The 19,242-nt window shown below is 67.5% G+C and carries 16 protein-coding genes and 1 pseudogene; 10 read left to right on the top strand and 7 right to left on the bottom strand.

Features of this window, described 5'->3' with window-relative positions:
• Positions 1–5: 5 nt before the first annotated feature.
• The 3 genes from SJY20_RS13945 to SJY20_RS13935 are packed head-to-tail and all read right to left on the bottom strand — an operon-like array spanning position 6 to position 2,494.
• Positions 6–1,286 carry a M20/M25/M40 family metallo-hydrolase gene (locus tag SJY20_RS13945; RefSeq protein WP_380787517.1) on the bottom strand — a complete coding sequence of 427 codons (1,281 nt, stop codon included), beginning with the start codon at positions 1,284–1,286 and terminating at the stop codon, positions 6–8.
• Between the two features lie 48 nt (positions 1,287–1,334).
• Entirely contained in the window at positions 1,335–2,027 is a 693-nt protein-coding gene (locus SJY20_RS13940) for a hypothetical protein (RefSeq protein WP_380787516.1), read from the bottom strand.
• Positions 2,028–2,038: 11 nt separating this feature from the next.
• Positions 2,039–2,494, bottom strand: a complete 456-nt coding sequence (locus SJY20_RS13935; protein WP_380787515.1) for a universal stress protein — start codon at positions 2,492–2,494, stop codon at positions 2,039–2,041.
• A 135-nt stretch (positions 2,495–2,629) separates the two neighbouring features.
• Here SJY20_RS13935 and SJY20_RS13930 point away from each other — a divergent pair, with 135 nt between their 5' ends.
• The 5 genes from SJY20_RS13930 (at position 2,630) to SJY20_RS13910 (ending at position 7,524) form a co-directional block, all read left to right on the top strand.
• Complete coding sequence (locus SJY20_RS13930) at positions 2,630–3,967, top strand: pyruvate dehydrogenase complex dihydrolipoamide acetyltransferase (RefSeq protein ID WP_380787514.1); 1,338 nt, start codon at positions 2,630–2,632, stop codon at positions 3,965–3,967.
• Position 3,968: 1 nt separating this feature from the next.
• Positions 3,969–4,172 carry a hypothetical protein gene (locus SJY20_RS13925; RefSeq protein ID WP_380787513.1) on the top strand — a complete coding sequence of 68 codons (204 nt, stop codon included), beginning with the start codon at positions 3,969–3,971 and terminating at the stop codon, positions 4,170–4,172.
• Positions 4,169–4,558, top strand: coding sequence for an acyl-CoA thioesterase (locus tag SJY20_RS13920; RefSeq protein WP_380787512.1), 390 nt, complete (start codon positions 4,169–4,171; stop codon positions 4,556–4,558). Before SJY20_RS13925 ends, SJY20_RS13920 begins: the two co-directional genes overlap by 4 nt.
• A gap of 22 nt (positions 4,559–4,580) precedes the next feature.
• A complete protein-coding gene (lpdA, locus tag SJY20_RS13915) occupies positions 4,581–5,975 on the top strand; it encodes a dihydrolipoyl dehydrogenase (protein WP_380787511.1) in 1,395 nt (464 codons plus the stop codon).
• A gap of 112 nt (positions 5,976–6,087) precedes the next feature.
• Complete coding sequence (locus SJY20_RS13910) at positions 6,088–7,524, top strand: hypothetical protein (RefSeq protein WP_380787510.1); 1,437 nt, start codon at positions 6,088–6,090, stop codon at positions 7,522–7,524.
• 181 nt (positions 7,525–7,705) lie between these two features.
• Here SJY20_RS13910 and SJY20_RS13905 read toward each other — a convergent pair whose 3' ends face one another.
• The 4 genes from SJY20_RS13905 to SJY20_RS13890 form a co-directional block, all read right to left on the bottom strand.
• Positions 7,706–10,075: an EAL domain-containing protein gene (locus tag SJY20_RS13905; RefSeq protein ID WP_380787509.1), complete on the bottom strand. Its 2,370-nt coding sequence runs from the start codon at positions 10,073–10,075 to the stop codon at positions 7,706–7,708.
• A 94-nt stretch (positions 10,076–10,169) separates the two neighbouring features.
• Positions 10,170–13,808 carry a TonB-dependent receptor gene (locus tag SJY20_RS13900; protein ID WP_380787508.1) on the bottom strand — a complete coding sequence of 1,213 codons (3,639 nt, stop codon included), beginning with the start codon at positions 13,806–13,808 and terminating at the stop codon, positions 10,170–10,172.
• A gap of 189 nt (positions 13,809–13,997) precedes the next feature.
• Entirely contained in the window at positions 13,998–14,723 is a 726-nt protein-coding gene (locus SJY20_RS13895; RefSeq protein ID WP_380787507.1) for a FadR/GntR family transcriptional regulator, read from the bottom strand.
• Between the two features lie 38 nt (positions 14,724–14,761).
• Positions 14,762–16,513 carry a fatty acyl-AMP ligase gene (locus SJY20_RS13890; RefSeq protein WP_380787506.1) on the bottom strand — a complete coding sequence of 584 codons (1,752 nt, stop codon included), beginning with the start codon at positions 16,511–16,513 and terminating at the stop codon, positions 14,762–14,764.
• Between the two features lie 110 nt (positions 16,514–16,623).
• Here SJY20_RS13890 and SJY20_RS13885 point away from each other — a divergent pair, with 110 nt between their 5' ends.
• From SJY20_RS13885 to SJY20_RS13865, 5 genes and pseudogenes are all read left to right on the top strand, one after another.
• Complete coding sequence (locus tag SJY20_RS13885; RefSeq protein WP_380787505.1) at positions 16,624–17,175, top strand: regulatory protein RecX; 552 nt, start codon at positions 16,624–16,626, stop codon at positions 17,173–17,175.
• A 116-nt stretch (positions 17,176–17,291) separates the two neighbouring features.
• Positions 17,292–17,813 (top strand): cold-shock protein, encoded by a 522-nt coding sequence (locus SJY20_RS13880; RefSeq protein WP_380787504.1) that lies wholly within the window; start codon positions 17,292–17,294, stop codon positions 17,811–17,813.
• Positions 17,813–18,319 (top strand): DUF192 domain-containing protein, encoded by a 507-nt coding sequence (locus SJY20_RS13875; RefSeq protein ID WP_380787503.1) that lies wholly within the window; start codon positions 17,813–17,815, stop codon positions 18,317–18,319. Before SJY20_RS13880 ends, SJY20_RS13875 begins: the two co-directional genes overlap by 1 nt.
• A 69-nt stretch (positions 18,320–18,388) precedes the next feature.
• A complete protein-coding gene (locus SJY20_RS13870) occupies positions 18,389–18,781 on the top strand; it encodes an NADH:ubiquinone oxidoreductase subunit NDUFA12 (RefSeq protein ID WP_380787502.1) in 393 nt (130 codons plus the stop codon).
• Positions 18,778–19,209, top strand: a pseudogene (locus SJY20_RS13865) (DUF2155 domain-containing protein); the annotation flags it as partial. The gene SJY20_RS13870 and the pseudogene SJY20_RS13865, both read left to right, overlap by 4 nt.
• Positions 19,210–19,242 lie beyond the last annotated feature (33 nt).

Raw genomic sequence — 19,242 nt, 5'->3', positions numbered from 1 at the left:
CGGGATCATTTCCGTCCTTCTCGCCCTGCAAACGTCACGACGCTCTCCGCACCATCCGGACCGAGCGCCGACACCCCGACGAAGTTGTCGTCGACCGGGACCTGGGTCAGCACCGTCGTGGTGTCATGCACGTCACGCGTGCCGGTCCAGTCCTGCGCGTCGTTGCGGCGCCAGCGGACGCGGTATCCGGCCGCACCGGGTACCGCGGCCCATTTGACGGTCGTGTCGCGCGACAGAGCCCCTGCGATCGAGACGTCGGTCGGTGCTGCGGGTGCTGCGGCTAGCCGTGCGATCGTCGCGACGTTGATCGCGGTGACCTTCGCTAGATAGGGGAAGTCCATGCCGTCGATGGTGTCGCCATACGCGACCCCGGCTTCGGTCCGCAGGTCCTGGTGCTGGCGGTCCCAGTTCTCCGCCGCGACCGAGAAGCGCACCGCGGGGTAGCCGAGTTTCAGGAACGGTTCGTGATCGCCGCCGCGGCCGAAGCGATCGGGGCGGCGGTCGAGCATCACGTCGAGGCCGTCGGGAATGGTCCTGGCGACACCGTCGATCGCCTTGGCGAGCGCCCGGCTGGGGCCATCGTCCTCGCCGCCCTCGGCCCGACGGCCCTGCTGCGCGACCTCGCCTTCGGATGCGCGGATGCCTTCGGAAAAGACCCGGACGCGGTCGTCGATCTTGACACCCCCCTGGCCGATGGTGTTGCCGACGATGTCGTTGTTGAGCATCGCCGACACTCGCCAGCCCCGCGCCTTTGCGGTGTCGGCAAGCAGTTCGGCGCCCCACAGGCCCTGTTCCTCGCCTGAGAACACCGCGTAGACGATCGTCGCGTCGAAGCTGTGTCGCGACAGCAGCCGTGCGGCCTCCAGCACCAGCGCGACGCCGGACGCATTGTCGTTGGCGCCGGGCGCATCCGACGTCGCGTTCATCACGTCGGTGACGCGGCTGTCGATATGCGCGCCGACGATGACGACACGGTTCGGGTCGCGGCCCCGCTGGATGCCGAGCACGTCCTCGACCACCACCCCGGTCGGCGCGCGCGGGCCGGTAAAGGGGCGGGCGATGCGCTCCACGGTGATGCAGCCGTTGCAGCCCCGCGCGATCTGCTTGAACTGCACAGCGGCCCAGTTGCGCGCCGCACCGATGCCGCGCTTCGGATCGGTCGTGGTCGACGCGGTGTGCCGCGTCCCGAACCCGACCAGCGTGGTAACGGTGGCTTTGAGGCGCTCCGGGGAGGGGGCGGGGAGCGAGGCGGCCGCGAGCAGCAACGGTAGGGCGAGCAGGGTCATGCGCGGATCGTGACGCGTTCGGGGCGGGCGCTCAAGGGGATGCGGACGCTATTTCCCGTACTTCGCCCGGTACTCGCGCATCTGGCGGTCGTATTCCGCCTGAGCCGCAAGCGCGGCATCCGAGCGCGCCTTGTCGGTCTGATATTGCGCCTGCGCCGTCTGATAGTCCTCGCGCGCGCGCAAACCCGCCTGCTTGTCCGCCAGGATCTTGTCGGTATCGGCCTTCGCGCGCGCCGCGGCCTGGCGGTTGAATTCGGTGACGCGTTCGCGTTCGGCGGCATCGGCCTTGGCGGCCTCTTCCTGCAGGCGGAGGCGTTCGGCTTCGGCGGGCGGGACGGGCTTCGCGACCGCGACGGGTGCCGGCTTTGCAACCCTGGCGGCGGTCGGCTTGGCGCCACCCGCAGCGGCCCACAACGCCGGCGGGATCGCGTCCTCGCACGGCGACCGGCTCGGGTCCGCCACGATCAGCTTCAGCACCTTCGCCATCTGCACCGCATAATCGTCGGCCTCGGCGGGGCTCGCGCTACGCTTGGTCGCGGCGGCGGCGCACGCGGTCCAGGCCTGCGCGTGGTCGGGGTCGGCCTGCGCCTTGTCCTGATAGGTGCGCGCGAGATCGGTTTCGCTGGGGACGATCGTCGAGGCGGGGATGTCGACGGTCGCGATCGGCGCGGCGGCCTGCGGCATCGCCTGCGCGCCGGTAGCAGCGAATAGCGCCAGCGCGGCGATTCGGAATTGCGTCATACGAACGTCCTTCAACTGAGCCGGTCGATCGCTTCGCGAGTCAGCGACCCCGGGATGATCATCACGGGCACCGGCAGCGTGCCCGCGTCGGTACCCGAAAAATGCGCGATCAGCGCGCCTGGTGCGCCGGTGGCTGCCGCACCCAGGACGAGCGCGGCAATATCGGGGTTGGCGGCGATGATGTCGCGGATGATCTTCGGGCCATCGCCTTCGCGCACCACGATCGACGGCCGCAGCCCCGATTCCTCGAGCAGCGTCCCCGCCGCGCCCGCGACCAGGCCCTCGGCATGCAGCCGCGCTTCTTCCTCGATCGTCGCCTGCACGCCGCCGAACGCGATGAATTCCTGTGGCGGCAGGATCGTCAGGATCTCGACGCCGCCGCCGGTCTTCACCGCGCGTCTGGCGGCGAAGCGCAGGGCTATTCCCGCCTCGGGACTTTCGTCGATCACCACCAGATAGATGCGCATTAAACTGTCCCCGTATGGGGCCGTAGGTGGCCCGGTTATCGCCCCCATGCAAGTCCGCGACCCCGACCCGGCCCTTGACCCGGGCGGGCGACGGGGCGAGTAGGCGTGCCGTTACGTAATGCCTTGGGGACTTCCATGTCGATCGAGATCAAAATGCCCGCCCTGTCGCCGACCATGGAGGAGGGCACCCTCGCCAAATGGCTGGTGAAGGAAGGCGACGTCGTGAAGTCCGGCGACCTGATGGCCGAGATCGAGACCGACAAGGCGACGATGGAATTCGAAGCGGTCGACGAAGGTACGATCGTCAAGGTGCTGGTCGCCGAGGGTACCGACAACGTGAAGGTCGGCACCGTGATCGCGATCCTCGCCGAGGAAGGCGAGGACGTCGCGTCGATCGGCGCGTCGACCAAGAGCGAGACTCCGGCGCCTGCCGCTAAGGAATCGGAAGCCAAGCCCGATCCGACCGACCCCAACGACACCGGCACCGAATCGGCACCGGTCGACCGCACCGTCAGCGAGGCCGAGGATCACGGTCGCCCGGCCGACGCCGGTCCCGCGTCGTCGAGCGGTGAACGGATCAAGGCCAGCCCGCTGGCGCGGCGCCTTGCCGCCGACAAGGGCGTGGACCTGGGCGGCGTCACCGGTTCGGGACCGCACGGACGCATCGTCAAGGCGGACATCGATGGCGCAAAGGCCGGTGCCGCACCTGCCAAGTCGGCAGCACCGACCGAGGCGGCTGCACCCGCACCGGCCGCGGCAGCCAAACCCGCAGCGATCCCCGACGTGCCGTACGAATCGACCAAGCTCACCAACGTGCGGAAGACGATCGCGCGTCGCCTGACCGAATCGAAGCAGACCGTGCCGCACATCTACCTGACGGTGGACGTCCGCCTCGACGCGCTGCTGAAGCTTCGCGGCGAACTGAACGCCAGCCTCGAAAGCCGCGGCGTGAAGCTGTCGGTCAACGACCTGCTGATCAAGGCGCAGGCCGTCGCACTGATGCAGGTGCCGTCGTGCAACGTGATGTTCACGCCCGACCAGCTGATCACGTTCGGTCGCGCCGACATCTCGGTCGCGGTCAGTACGCCGTCCGGCCTGATCACGCCGATCATCGTCGGCGCCGACACCGCCTCGCTGTCGAGTATCGCGACGCAGATGAAGGACCTTGCTGGCCGTGCCCGCGAGGGCAAGCTGAAGCCTGAGGAATATCAGGGCGGCACCGCGTCGATCAGCAACATGGGGATGTTCGGCATCACCCAGTTCGATGCGGTCATCAACCCGCCGCAGGGCATGATCCTGGCGGTCGGCGCAGGCGAGAAGCGTCCGTACGTGATCGACGGCGCGCTCGGCATCGCCACCGTGATGTCGGCGACCGGCAGCTTCGACCACCGCGCGATCGATGGCGCGGACGGCGCGCAGTTCATGAAGGCGTTCAAGAACCTGGTCGAGCGGCCGTTGGGCATGCTGGCCTGAGATGCCGCGCCGGACCCTCGTCGAGGCGCTGCACGTCGCGGCGGGGCTTGCCGCGGCGGTGGCGATCACCTGGGCGGCGGCATGGTCCTATCCCTTGGGATGGGACGTGATCTGGTGGTGCGGCGCGGGCGCGATGGTCGCGACGCTGCTGATGGGGATCGGACCGCTGCGGCGGGCGTGGTCGGAAGACAAGGCCGTACGATGACCGACTTTCCCCCCGACATCGCGCCGACGATCCGCGTCACCGCGATGCCCGCCGACGCCAACCCGTATGGCGACATCTTCGGCGGCTGGCTGATGGGCCAGATGGATCTTGCCGCCGGCTCGGTCGCGTCGCGGCGCAGCGGCGGCCGCGCGGTCACCATTGCGGCCGACGCGATGAAGTTCCACATGCCCGTCGTGGTCGGCGACGAGGTGTCGGTCTATGCCAGCCTCGCCGCCGTCGGCCGTACGTCTATGACGATCGAGGTCGAGGCGTGGCGCCGGGCGCGGCACAGCGACGACAGTTGCAAGGTGACGCAGGCCCGCTTCGTCTTCGTTGCGGTCGGCGACGACCGCAAGCCGCGGCCCGTGCCGCCCCTCACTGCCTGAAATTCCAAGAAGGACTGTTGCTGTGGCTGACACATTCGATCTCGTGATCCTCGGCTCCGGCCCCGGCGGCTATGTCGCCGCGATCCGCGCGAGCCAGCTTGGCCTCAAGGTCGCGATCGTCGAGCGCGAGCGGCTCGGCGGCATCTGCCTCAACTGGGGCTGCATCCCGACCAAGGCGCTGCTGCGCACCTCGGAAATCTACCACTACATGCAGAACGCCGAGAGCTACGGCCTCAAGGCGGACAATGTCGGCTTTGATCTCGCCAAGATCGTCGATCGTTCGCGGAAAGTTGCCGGCCAGTTGAACGCGGGCGTCAAGGGCCTGATGAAGAAGAACAAGGTGACCGTCGTCGAAGGCGTCGGCACGGTTACGGCCAAGGGCAAGCTGTCGGTCAAGCAGGGCGACAAGACGGTCGAACTCGAAGCCAAGAACATCATCGTCGCGACCGGCGCGCGCGCGCGCGACCTGCCGTTCGCCAAGGCTGACGGCGAGCGGATCTGGACCTATCGCCACGCGATGGTCCCGACCGAGATGCCGACCAAGCTGCTGGTCATCGGCTCGGGCGCGATCGGCGTCGAGTTCGCCAGCTTCTACAACGACATGGGCGCCGACGTGACGATCGTCGAAATGCTCCCGCGGATCCTGCCCGTCGAGGACGAGGAAGTCTCCGCGTTCATGGACAAGGCGCTGTCGAAGCAGGGCATCAAGCTGCTGACCCAGACCGGTCTCGAAGGTCTTGCCCCGTCGGCGAACGGCGTCACGGCCAAGATCAAGGCGAAAGACGGCAAGGTTTTGGAAGAGACCTTCAGCCACGCGATCATCGCGATCGGCATCGTCCCCAACACCGAGAATATCGGACTGGAGGCTCTCGGCGTCGAGACCGACCGCGGCCACATCAAGACCGACGGTTATGGCCGCACCAATGTCGACGGCATCTGGGCGATCGGCGACGTCACCGGCGCGCCCTGGCTCGCGCACAAGGCCAGCCATGAGGGCATCATCGCGGTCGAGAAGATCGCCGGCGGTTCGCCGCACCAGATGGACAAGGCCAACATCCCCGGCTGCACCTATTCGCGTCCTCAGGTGGCGAGCGTCGGCATGACCGAGGCGAAGGCGAAGGAAGCGGGCTACGAGCTGAAGGTCGGCAAGTTTCCCTTCATCGGCAACGGCAAGGCGATCGCTCTCGGTGAGGCCGAAGGTTTCGTGAAGACGGTGTTCGACGCGAAGACCGGCGAACTGCTCGGCGCGCACATGGTCGGCGCTGAAGTCACCGAGCTGATCCAAGGGTATGTCGTCGCGCGCCAGCTCGAGACGACCGAGGCCGAACTGATGGAAACGGTGTTCGCGCATCCGACGCTGTCCGAGATGATGCACGAGAGCGTCCTCGCCGCCTACGGCCGGGCGATCCATTACTGAGGTGACTGCCCGTCACCCCGGGCTTGTTCCGGGGTCGATGGTGCCGCAAACTCCGCCCGTGGAACCTCACGCGATGCCCCTGTCGTCCGATGGACCCCGGAACAGGTCCGGGGTGACGGGATCGGCGGGGCGTGCGCAACCCCCGCGGCCGTCGTCCCGCTCGCGGTATGCGGCCGCGGCTGCGCTGCTGTTCGTCCTGTCGCTTGGCGCGGCGTGGCCGGGCGTGGCGATGTACGACACCATCGCGCAATATCGGCAAGTGCTGTCGGGCCGCTATGACGACTGGCACCCGCCGGTGATGGTCCGGCTATGGGCGCTGCTGGCACCGCTCGGACCCGGCGCGGCACCGATGCTGGTGCTCCAGCTCGCGACCTATTGGACGGGGTTCGGGCTGATCGCCGCGGCGCTGGGCGAGGTGGGGGCGCGGCGTCGCGCGATCGCGATACTGTGCCTGGGGGCGTTGCCGCCGTTTCTCGGCTGGCAGATCGTCGTGTTGAAGGACGCGCAACTGGTCGGCGCCGTGCTGGCGGCGACCGGGCTGGTCGCATGGTGGCGGTTGCGCGGCCTGCGCATCCCGCCGGCCGCCGTCGCGGCGATCCGCGTGCTGCTCGGCTATGCGATACTGGTGCGCGCCAACGCGGTGTTCCTCGTGGTGCCGCTGGTGGTCATGATGATCCCGGCGCGCCCGATCGCCAGGATCGGCGCCGGACTGGTCGCGGTCCTGGCGGTGCTCGCCGTCTCGCCCGTCATCAATCACGGGGTGCTGGGTGCAGCGCCGAGCGGGGTCGAGCGGACTCAGGCGCTGTACGACCTCGCCGGCATCGCCTCTAGGGTGCCCGACGCGACGCATATCGGACTGACCGCACAGGAAGCGCAGGCGGTGGTCGCGCGCGGTTGCGCGAAACCGTTCTTCTGGGATCCGCTGGGCGACGATGCGCATTGCGGGCCAGCAATGGCGCGGTTGCGCGCGCAGCCGGTAGGGCAGCTCTACGCCACGCTGGTCGACGCGATGCTGCACCACCCGGTCGCCTATGCGAGCCAGCGGCTGGCGCATTGGAATTCGACCGAGCGCTGGCTGGTACCGGTCCATTGGCCCAACGCGGCGCCGCCTGCCGAGCCCGAGCCGAACACGCTGGGACTGGGCCGCGTAGGCGTGGTCGCGCGCGGATGGCAGGGGGTGACCCGCGGCGTGGTAGAGACCCCGCTTGGGTGGCCGATCGCCTGGCTGGTGGCGGCGGTAGCGGCGCTGGCCGTGGCAGCGCGACGTCCACACGCACCGGCGCGCGATTTGGCGCTGGCGCTACTGGTGTCGGCGGTGGCGCTGGAGGTGAGCTTTGGCGTCCTCAGCATCGCGTCGGACCTGCGCTATCACCTCTGGTCGATGGTCGCGACGGCGGTTGCGCTTGTGTTGCTGGCAGACGGCCGTGCGGTGCCGCGGGGGCTGGCAAGGGCGGCGGCGGTGGGTCTGGCGATCGTGATCGCCGGGGGCGTGGTCGCCCGCGCAACGCTGCCGACTCCTCCGGCGACCTATCAGGGTATGCTCGGCTGAGTAGTCGGCCGTTCGCTACGCAATAGCCGTCATCCCGGGCTTGACCCGGGACCCAGAGTTACGAGCGCCGCCGCCCGTGGCTCTGGGTCCTGACTTTCGTCAGGATGACGAAGGAGGGAGGAGGGAAGACGAGGGAAGGCGGACGAAGGAAGGCGGACGACGCAGCGACACCGCCGGACAATCACGCCGCCGCGGACTCATCCCACCGACGGCTAGCCAGCGCGCGGGCCTCCTCGACCGGCAGGGGCCGGCCGAAATAAAAGCCCTGGACCTTGGTGCAGCCGAACTCCTGGACCATCTGGTGCTCGGCCTCGGTCTCGACTCCCTCGGCGGTGGTCGCCATCCCCAGGCTCTTCGCGAGCGCCACCACTGCGCGGATGATCGCGATCGCCTCGCGCACCCCCTTCGCGGCGTCCTGCACGAAGCTGCGGTCGATCTTGATCGACGAAAATCGCGTGCGGCTGAGATAGCCGAGCGACGAATAGCCGGTGCCGAAATCGTCCAGGCTCAACCGCACGCCTAGGTCGAGCACGCGTTCCAGGACCTTGGTCGCGCCCAGCCCCTCGTGCATGAACACGCTCTCGGTCACCTCCAGCTCCAGCCGTTCGGCGGACAGCCCGGTATTCGACAGCGCGCTCGTCACGGTGGTGACGAAGTTGGGGTTCTGCAGCTGATCCGGCGAGACGTTGACCGCGATGCGGATGTTCGACGGCCACCGCGCCGCCTCCTCGCACGCGGTACGCAGCACCCAGGCGCCGATCGGCGCGATCAGCCGGGCGTCCTCCGCCAGCGGAATGAACTTCACCGGCGAGACCGGACCGAACTCCGGGCTGGTCCAGCGCAGCAGCGCCTCGAACCCGCGCAGATGCCCCGACCCAGCATCGACCACCGGCTGGTACACCAGGTACATCTCGCCCTTGTCGACCGCGCTGCGCAGCGCCATTTCCAGCACCCGGCGTTCCTCGGCCTGGACGTGGAGTTCTGGTTCATAGGTGCGGAACACGCCGCGGCCGGCATCCTTGGCGCGGTACAGCGCGAGGTCGGCGGAGCGGATCAGCATTTCCGAGGTTCGTCCGTCGCGGGGGCCGATCGCGAGCCCGATGCTGGCGCCGATGTAGAGCGTGTGCTGATCGACCTCGTACGGCCGCGACAACAGCTCGATGATGCTGTGCGCCAGCCGTTCGACCGCGGGGGTATCGGACGCGTCGCGGATCACCACCGCGAACTCGTCGCCGCCAAGCCGACCGCACATTGTGTTGTCGGTCATCAGCTGTTCCAGCCGCTCGGACACGCGGCCCAGCAAGCGGTCGCCGATCGGGTGGCCCAGCGTGTCGTTGACCGCCTTGAAGCGATCGAGGTCGAGCATCATGAACGCGCAACGCCCGCGCCATTTGTCCGCCTCGGCCATCGCGCGGACCAGCGTCTCGTTGACCATCAGCCGGTTGGGCAGCCCGGTCAGCGTGTCGAACCGCGCCATCCGGTTGATCTTGTCGGCCGATGCGCGCTGTTCGGTGACGTCGGAGCCGACGCCGCGGAACCCGCAGAACTTGCCTTGGTCGCCGAACCGCGGCGACGCCGAGATCTGCCACCAGCGTTCCTCGCCGCCGATCTGCACGGGCAGCCGCAGGTCGCGGAAACTCTCGCGCGCCTTCAGCTTTTCGGCGAGCGCGTGCAGCCCGGGCGGGAAGGTGCCGGTCTCCCAGTTCGGGCCTGCCAGCACCTGGAGGAACGGCATGCCCTCGATCGTGATGGGGTCGAGCCCGCACGCATAGGCGAAGCGCGACGACGCCTTGATCACCCGGCGCGATGCGTTGGTTTCCCAGAGCCAGTCGGCGCGGTTCTCCTCGAACTCGCGCAGCAACAGGCTGACGGTTTCGTCGCGTTCCTCCAGCGTGATTTCGCCCGCACGGATCACGACCAGCGACCGCGCCCGGGTGATGCACACCACCATCAAAAGCATCGTAAAGATCAAGCTTCCCAGCGCCGCCCCATAGGTTCCCGAAGCCGCCAGCTGCGCGCAGATCGCGAGCCCGAGCCCGGCGAGGAAGGCGAGCGTCGCGAGCACCAGCGGTGCCATCGCCACGCTCGCCGCGGTCATCAGGATGGTCAGGACGACGCCCAGCCCGGCGGTGGTGCCCGACGGCGAATGGCTGCAGAAATACAGCGGCACGACCGACCAGATCGCGGCCAGGCAGACGCCTTCGTACGCGGTGTCGCGCATGTCGTGCATGGTCGCATAGCCGTCGCCGCGGTGGCGCGTCGCCAGTCGGCGGAAGGCGACCGTCGTCGCCACGGCGGTGACCAGTGCGCCCCAGCTGAGCAGCCCCCACAACGGCGCAATGCTGGTCATCAGCGCGACCGTCGCGGTGACGCCGGCCAGGTTCACCGCGAGCAGGAACAGCGCAAGTCGGCGGCCCGCGGTCAGCTGGGTCGCGCGGATGCGACCCCATTCGGCGGCGTCCGACCCCTCGCGCAGACCGACGAGGGTCCGGAAGCTGATCGACGCCGGGCCGGGCCGCGGATGAGTTGAAAGGGATGAACGCGTGGTCACACACCCATTCTAGTTTGATGTGCTGGCGGACGCGTTCCCGAACAGGGTTACCGCGGCGTTAGGGACTTTCCCCGACGCCGCGGAACCTCTGCGGTTACCGCCCGAACTGCACGCGGACCCCGGTCATGATCCGCCGCCCGCCATAGGTCAGCCGCGAAATCTTTGGCGAACCGTCGCCGAACGGGACATACTGCCCGGCCGAAACGGTCTGCGCCTCGCGGGTCATGTTGCGCCCCTCCACATAGACCTGGATGGCGCGGTTGATGTTGTACGAGACCTTGGCGTCGATGAACGTCGTGCTGTCGTTGAACCGCGGCACGCCGGGGTTGTAGCCGGGCGCGACGAGGCGGACGTTGGTCCATTGCTCGCCCGGATAGTTGATGTCGGTCGTGTTGCCGCCGCACGGCGTGATGCAGGTGAACGTCGAGCTGCGCCGCTGGTGCGCGAGACGGATATTCAGCTTGCCGTCGTCATACCAGAGCGAGGTGTTCATGTAGTAGCGCGACTCGTTCGGCGGGGCCATCACGTCCCCGGTCTCGGGATCCTGCTGGCCGGAGGTGACCGCCGACGCCAGGATCGACAGGTTGCTGTCGAGCCCGGTGTGCTTGAAGATCCAGGGCAGCTGGGTGAAGGCGGTCTTGACCGCGAACTCCCAAATGTCGCGCTTGTAGCCCGGGCCGTTGTCGAAGGTCGGGTAGTTGAACTCATAGTCGGCGATCGACTTTCCGGTCGCCGGATCGACCTGCGTGCTGCCCGCGAATGGCTTGGCGACACGGGTCACGTTGATCGGGCTGCCGATCTTCACGTCTAGCTTGCCATAGGCGACCGAGAACAGCGTGTCCGGGTTCGCATACCATTCCAGGCTGGCATTGTAGCTCCATGCCGTGAATGGCTTGAGCCCCGGATTGCCGACGCGGCCGGTGCAACCGAAGATGTCCTCGTCGGAGGTGTCGAGGAAGCTGCGCTCGTCGATCGTGCACGTGCCGCCCGAGATCAGCCTGTCCATCGCCGGGCGTGCCACCGTCTTGCCGCCATACAGGCGGAACACCAGGCTTTCGTTGAAGCCCCAAAGGTTGAAGTTGGCGGACGGCAGCCAGTCCGACGTCTTTGCGTTCAGCGTCACGTTCTGGCTGAAGCTCTGCGTCGTGATGCCGCCGGCGTTGTTCGGATCGATAGGGTTGAACGCGCTGTTGGGCCGGATCGAGGTCAGCGTCAGCAGCGCGGAGCCCTTGACCGTGGCAAACACGCCGCGGACGCCGACATTGCCGTTGAACAGCAGGCCGAACGGCAATTGCTGTTCGAAATCGGCCATCGCATAGACGTTCTTGATCTCTTCGCGGACCCGGGTGACGGGCTGATCATACATCTTGCCGTCGCTGCCGGCGCAGCTCTTCAGGCAGTCGAAGTTCATGAACTGCGCGGCGCCCAGCGCGTCGAACAGCTGGTCGGTCCGGATGCCCTGCCACGCGTCGGGCAGGTTGCCGCGATCGGGCAGGCCGCCGAAATATTTCGAATCGCTGTCTTCCGAGGTCCGGCCGAACAGGTCCTGCAATGCCGCTGGGGTCAGGGTGTCGACCCCTGAGCGAACCGCGGCCGGGTTCGTGCTGGGTACGAAGCCGAAGTTGCACGACAGGCCGTTCGCCGCGGAAGATCCCGCGGTCGGCTGGCAGGCGCGCAGCGTGCCGCGGACGTTGACGGTCGGCACGATGACCGCGGGAACATAGCCGGGCTGGCCGAACGTACCGACCGCGCTCGAGACGGTGTAGCCACCGCCACCCCAGCGATCGAGCTTGTTCTTGCGGTACATGCCGCCGACCTTGACCCGGTTGATGAACGGGATCAGCCCTTCGGTGCTGTAGCTGACGTCGAGCTTGGCGATCCGTTCCGATGATTCGCCGAGCGCAGGCGAGTAGGAGACGCCGAACGACGGCGTCGTCAGCGGCATCTGGCCGACGGTGTACAGCGGGGTCGCCGGCCCGTTCGGCCCCGCAGCGACCGCTGCCTGGCCGGTACAGGTCGGTGCCGACCCGCCACCGATGCACGCAGGCGCATTGAGCTGGACGAAGTTGGCCGGGTTGGTGTCGTCGTAGTTGGACGGCAGGCCGACGTTCCACAGCCCGTTCGGCTGCAGCGTCAGCGCCGCATCGCCGTACGCATAGCTGCGCGCGGTGCGCTTGTCGTTGCGGCTCGAGGTGGCGAGCGTGAGGCCCGCCATCGCATCGATCTCCAGCCGCTCGCCGCGATATTCCGCGCCGGTCTGGGCATATTTGGTCTTGGTATCGATGGTGTTCTCGATCTGGTCGATGTTCACCGAATTGTTGGTCAGCGTCATTGCGGTGACGTTGTGCTTTGAATCGACCTTGATGCTGCCCGGGACCACGTTGAGCACGTTGCCGATGGTGGCGTTGTTGGCGACGTTGTTGATGCCGTCATACAGGTAATAGCCCGCCGGCGAGTTCGGTGCGACGGTGCGCACGCGCGGGTACCCGGCGGCGGTGTCGACGAAGGTGCCGTTGAGGTTCTGGTTGAACAGATTGACGGGGCTGCGGCTGCGATTCTGGTCGTGGACCTTGCGGTTGCCGATCGTCCCCTTGGCGAACAGCGTCAGTTCGCTGGTCGCGCGAAAATCGATGCGGCTGTCGATCGCATAGCGCTGGTCGGTCTGGGTGTTCATGAAGTTGCGGATCAGCGACGGCGTCGCGTCGTTCCACTGGTTCAGGCAGCTCTGCTGTTCGAGGATACGCTGCGACCGCTGCGCGGTGGTGCCGGTCGGGTTGTTGGGGAACAATGTCAGGCACTGCGCCTTGGTCTGCGCGCCGGCGGACTTGGTGACCAGCGAGCGCGGCGTTTCTGTGCTGTTGGCGAACAGGACGTCGGCCGCATCGGTACCGATCGTGCTGGGATTGTAGGCGAACGTCTTTTCGGGCGACTGGTCGAAATCGAACAGCCGCGAATAGCCACGGTTGTTACTGGTGGTGTTCTCGAAACCGTGGCCGTTGTTCTGCAGCTTCGAATAGCTGCCGCTGGTGATGATGCCGAGCCGGTTGTCGAAGAACCGGCTGGCTGCGACCACATTGGCATCCGGCGTCCAATCGCGTCCCAGCGAATTCTGACCTGCGCCAGCGCGCACCGACAGGAACGGCTTGGCGAAGTCGAGGCCGGTCCGCGTCTTGATCTGCACCGTGCCGCCCAGCGAGCCTTCGGTCATGTCGGCGGTCGAACCCTTGACGACGTCGACGCTCTTCACGAGTTCGGCGGGAAGTTCGCGAAGATCGGCGCTACGCCCGCCGCCTGGTCCGAGCGCAAGGCCGGTGGTGCTCTGCACGCCGATACCGTCGAGTTCGACTCGCGTCAGATCGGGACCGTTGCCGCGTACCGCGACCGAGTCGCCCTCGCCGAACTCGTTGCGACCGAGTGCGACGCCCGGAATGCGCGAAATCGCCTCGTTGACGTTGCGATCGGGAAAGGATCCGATGTCGTCCGCGACGATCGAATCGGTCGCGGTCTTGGCCTTTTTCTTGCGGGTGTTGGCCGATTGCTGGCTGGCGCGCGAGCCGACCACGACGACATCGGTATTGGCCTGGCTGTCGCTGCCGGCATCTGAAATCGTGCCGCCCTGACTTACCGGATTCGCTTGCCCCCAAGCGGTTCCGGTCACGGCGAGCGCGACGCCCAGCATAGTCCAAGATACGGTCGCGGCCATACGCACGCGTACATTCTTGCGAATGCTCATTATCCTCTCCCTTTACCGTCGTGCAGCGCACGCCGGTTCCCTGTTGTTGTCCGGCGTTGCTCGTACGGCACACCTGAACATCGCCCTCATTTGCGAAGTGCGATGACATGACAATATCATCACATTGTGCGACGGCAAGTAATAATATGATAATTTAACGCGGCAGCCGATTTGGATCGGTCCGGTCGACTATTCGACGGTATCGATCAGGTCGAGGACGTCCTGGATCAGTGCCTTCATCGCGGCACGGGCGAGGTCCGGCTCGCGGCGGCAGATCGCGTCGCATACCGCGGCATGATCGACGATGTTGGCGTTGCGGCCGGCGATGCGGTTGGTCAGGCGGATCGAGGTTTTCAGCGCGGTGCTGACCATCTCGCGCAACTGGGCGTAGAACGGGTTGCCCGATGCCTGCAGGATCGCGACGTGGAATGCGATGTCGGCGTCCAGCGGGTCGTCGCCGCCGCTGTCTGCATTCCGCATCCGATCGAGCCCGCCGCGAATCTGCTCCAGATGATGCGCCTCCGCGTGGCGCGCGGCGAGCGCGGCGGCTTCGGGTTCGATTGCGAGGCGCAGTTCGGTGAAGTGCTTCAGCAGTTCGACCGAAAACGTCCGTTCGAGCAGCCAGCGCAACACATCGGTATCGAACAGGTTCCACGATGCCGGCGGCTGTACGACGGTGCCGACGCGCGCGCGGGCGCTGAGCAACCCCTTGGCGGTCAGCATCTTGACCGCTTCGCGGGTAACCGAGCGGCTGACCCCGTGCTGTTCGGTCAGCTGCGCTTCGGTCGGGAAGGGCACGCCGTCATACGCCCCCGTGACGATCGCGCGACCGACCGTGTCGAGCATCCCCTGCGTCAGGTTGCGGCCGCCGCGGGCCGGGGACGCGGACAGGGACGGGGCAGGCAGGAAGGTCATGCGCGCCTAACGCGACTCGGAGTGGTGGCGGGGGCGCTTCAGGCAGCGATGTCGTAGGGCTTGATGTCGCCGCTCAGGTACAGGTTGCGCGCCTTCGCCCGGCTCAGCTTGCCCGAACTGGTGCGCGGCAGGGTGCGCGGCGGGATCAGTTCGATCACGCAGTTCATGCCCGTGACCGATCGCACGCGCTCGCGGATCTCGTCGCGCAGGCGGACGCGCTCGGCCTCGTCGGAACTGCGGCACTGGACCAGCACGGCGGGGGTTTCCTCGCCGCCGGGGGTTGTGATCGCGAACGCTGCGATATCGCCGGCCTTGAAGCCCGGGAGCTGTTCCACCGCCCATTCGATGTCCTGCGGCCAGTGGTTGCGGCCGTTGACGATGATCATGTCCTTGGCGCGGCCGACGATGTAGATATAACCTTCGGAAATATACCCCATGTCGCCGGTGTCGAGCCAGCCGTCCGACATGCACGCTTCGGTCGCGGCGTCGTCGCGGAAATAGCCGACCATCACCGACTTGCCCTTGCACCAAAGCTTGCCGATCGCACGCTCGGGCAGGGGGGTGCCGTCCTCTTCGCGGATCTCGACGACCATGTCGCGCACCGGCTTGCCGCAATTGACGATCGCACGGTAGCGCTGCGGGCGGTCCTTGCCGTGCGCGCCGCCCGAGAGCTGGGTTTCCTCGACCAGTTCGACGCGGATGCCTTCGCCCGGCGGCATCAGCGACACCGCCAGCGTGGCCTCGGCGAGGCCGTAGCTCGGCAGGAACGCGGTCGCCTTGAAACCGGCATCGGCGAACGCATCGACGAAGTTCTGCATCACGTCCGGCCGGATCATGTCGGCGCCATTGCCCGCCACCCGCCAGCGCGACAGGTCGAAGCGGTCGCTCGCCTTGGTCTGCGAAGACATGCGGCGCGCGCAGATGTCGTAGCCGAAGGTCGGCGAATAGCTGAGCGTGGTGCCCGCGTTGCGGCTGATCAGGTCGAGCCATGCTAGCGGGCGACGCGCGAAATCCTCGGTCTTAAGGTAATCGGTCGAGACCTGGTTGGCGACCGGCGACAGGAAGCAGCCGACCAGACCCATGTCGTGATACCAGGGCAGCCACGACACGCAGCGATCGGTGTCGCACACTTCCATGCCGTGGCTGTGCGCGGCGAGGTTGTTGAGCAGCGCGGCATGCGTGATGATCACGCCGTGCGGGAAGCGGGTCGAACCGCTGCTGTACTGGAGATAGGCGATATCGTCGGGCTTTGCCTCAGGCAGGGTCGCCTTGGGCGCTTCGATCTGTGCGAACTCGGACCAGTCCACTCCGTCGACGCCGGCAAGCCGCGCGGATTCGCTCGCCATCTGCGCCAGTTCGGGCGGGAAGATCAGCATCCGGGGATCGCAGCTCGCCAGCTGCACGCGGAGCTGTTCGATATAGGATTCGCGCCCGCCGAACGAGGTCGGCAGCGGCAGCGGCACCGGCCACGCGCCGGCATAGACCACGCCGAAGAACAGCGCGGCGAATTCCGGGCCGGTCTCTGCGACCAGCGCGATGCGGTCCTTGGGCGCCACGCCCGCCGCGATCAGCCGGTCGGCCATCGCCAGCGCATCGGCGCGCAGTTCCGCAAACGGATATGGCCGCACCAGCGCGCCGCGAGCATCATGGAAGTTCAGCCCGCGGCTGCCGGTCGCGGCATAGTCCAGCGCCTCGCCCAGCGTGCCGAAATCGGCGAAGCAGCGCGGCAGCGTGTCTGCGGTCGGGGTGGCATGGACCGGGTCCGCATTGCTCACCGAGAGGTTGGTCATCGCAGTCCCTGTTCTTCATCATGGCGTCGCTGCGTAACGCGCGTCGCCATTAGATGGCCCTGACAGGCCGTGGCGTTTAAATTCGACTGTCACTGTGGCACAATGATGGCGTGACCTTTAACCAACCAAAGGCGCAGCGCGAGCGCCGCGTCATCCCGCCGCTCGACGCCGCCGCGCTGGACCGGCTGGCATTGCGCTATGTCGAACGGTTCGCGACCTCGCGCGGCAAGCTGACCGAGTATCTGGTGCGCAAGATTCGCGAGCGCGGCTGGGACGGGGAGCCGGTCGACGCTGCGGCGATCGCCGAGCGGATGGCGGAGCTCGGCTATGTCGACGACCGGATGTTCGCCGAAGCCAAGGCGGCGGCGATGCAGCGCCGCGGGCTTGGCGGGCGCCGCGTCGCAGGGGCGCTGCGCGAGGCGCGGATCGACGAGGCGGACACCGACGCGGTGGCGCCCGCGATCGCCGACCGTGCGGTTACATCGGCGCTGGCGTTCGCGCGGCGCAAGCGGATCGGACCCTATGCCCTGGAAGAGGCAGACCGCGTGCTGCGCGAGAAGCAGATCGGCGCGATGATCCGCGCCGGCCATGGCTTTGCGCTGGCCCGCCGGATCGTCAGCGCCGCGCCATCGGAGGACGTGAACGAGAAAGATTTCGAATGAGGCCACTATGGGGTCGTTGCGACTGCGACGAACCGTGCTAGCAACGGCGCAAGGGGTGTGGTGAGATGCGTAGCGAGACGCTAGCGGAAGACGATGAGCCGGCCGGCGTAATAGCCGTGGGCGCAGCCGACGCGCGTGCCGTGTCGGGCGTCATCAAATGGTTCGACGTCACCCGCGGGTTCGGCTTCGCGGTATCCGACGATGTCGATGTCGGCGATATCCTGGTCCATTTTTCGGTGTTGCAACCGCACGGCCGCCGCAGCCTGCCCGAAGGGGCGCGGGTGACGGCGATGGCGGTGCAGCGCGGCCGCGGCTTTCAGGCGCGCGAGATCGTCTCGATCGACATGACCGATGCGGTCGAGGAGGTCCCGCGTACGCCCGGCGCGACCGACCGGATCGATCCGGTCGCGCTGCTCGATGGTGCAGGGGCGTTCGAACCGGTCGCGGTCAAATGGTTCAACCGCCTCAAGGGCTATGGTTTCCTGGTGCGTAACAGCGATGGCGGCGATATATTCGTCCATATGGAAACGCTGCGCCGCGCCGGCATCGAAACCGTCGAACCCGATCAGCCGCTGCGCGCGCGGATCGTCGACGGGCGGAAGGGTCCGCTCGCGGTGGCGGTCGAAGGAGAGTTCTGATGATCGCGACGACCAAGGCGGCGTTGGCGGCGCTGCTGCTGTGCGGGGCGGCCGGCGGCGTCGCGGTGGTGGCGACGCGCGGCGGTGGCGATACCGCGCAGTCGGCGGTGCAGACGATGCCGCTGACGATCACCAGCACCAACGGCGCGCACGCGTTCAAGGTCGAGATCGCCAAGAGCGCCGCCGAGCAGGAGCGCGGGCTGATGTACCGCACCGACCTGAAGCCCGACGGCGGGATGATCTTCTGGCCCTATCCGGCCGGCGGGGGCGCGCCGCGCGATGCGAGCTTCTGGATGAAGAACACGCCTAGCCCGCTCGACATCGTCTACATCCGCCCCGACGGCACGATCGCGCGGATCGCCGAGAACACCGTGCCGTTTTCCGAAACGCCGATCCCCTCGGGTGAGCCGGTCGGCGCGGTGCTCGAGATCATGGGCGGCAGGGCGGCGGCGCTCGGCATCGCCGAGGGCGACCGGGTGAGCTGGGCGGGCGGGCCCAAGGGCTGACCCGCCTTTTGTCGGGTGGCGGCCCATCGCCTGTTGCCGCCCGCCAGCCTTCGGGTTAAGCGCACGGCCATGGGCTTCCTCGCATCGACCTTCACCTGGTGGAACGGCGCCACCCTTGGCACCAAACTCGGCCTTCGCGGCAAGGCGAAGATGGGCGAAGACGCGCTCGGCAACCTCTATTACGAGGGTGGCAAGGACACCAACGGGAACCCGCGCCGCTGGGTGATCTACTCCGGATCGAACGACGCCAGCCGGGTGCCGCCACCGTGGTTCAGCTGGCTGCATCACCAGGTCGACGACGTGCCCGATCGCGCGCTGCCGCCGGTTCGCGCCTGGCAGAAGCCTGCACTCGCCAATTTGACCGGCACCGCACTCGCCTATCGCCCCGCCGGCGCGCTCGAAAAGGGCGGTACCCGCGCTGCTGCGACCGGTGATTACGAAGCGTGGACGCCGGAAGGATGACACGCTGGATCGCCGCGGCCCTGTTGGTCGCGGTGCTCGGCATCGGCGGCTGGTTCGGCTATCGCGCCTGGACCGGCGCCAACACCCCGACCATCGCTGCGCACCAGGATCTGCCGATGGCGGACGAGCGCGCCGACGCGTCGGTCGAGACGATCGATACCGGCACTGCGGCACTGGCGAACGGCGGTACGCCGATGGCCCAGCGGGTCGCGGTGATCGGCCTGCTCAACAAACGCAACGGCGACACCCGCGAGATCACGCTGAAGCCTGGCCAGGCGACGCGGATCGGCGATGTCGTGCTGCGCCTGCGGGCCTGCGAACGCACCGCGCCGTGGGAGCAGGAGCAGCTGACCGGTGCGTTCGTCCAGGTCGTCGTGCGCGGCGTCGACAAGCATTGGCGGCGGACGTTTTCAGGCTGGCTCTACAAGGAGCGCCCCGCGCTGAACGCGGTGCAGCATCCG

The sequence above is a fragment of the Sphingomonas sp. R86521 genome (assembly GCF_042466235.1).
Lineage (GTDB): Bacteria > Pseudomonadota > Alphaproteobacteria > Sphingomonadales > Sphingomonadaceae > Sphingomonas.
Note: the sequence above shows the minus strand (reverse complement) of the source record. Positions and strands in the feature narration are given on the sequence as shown.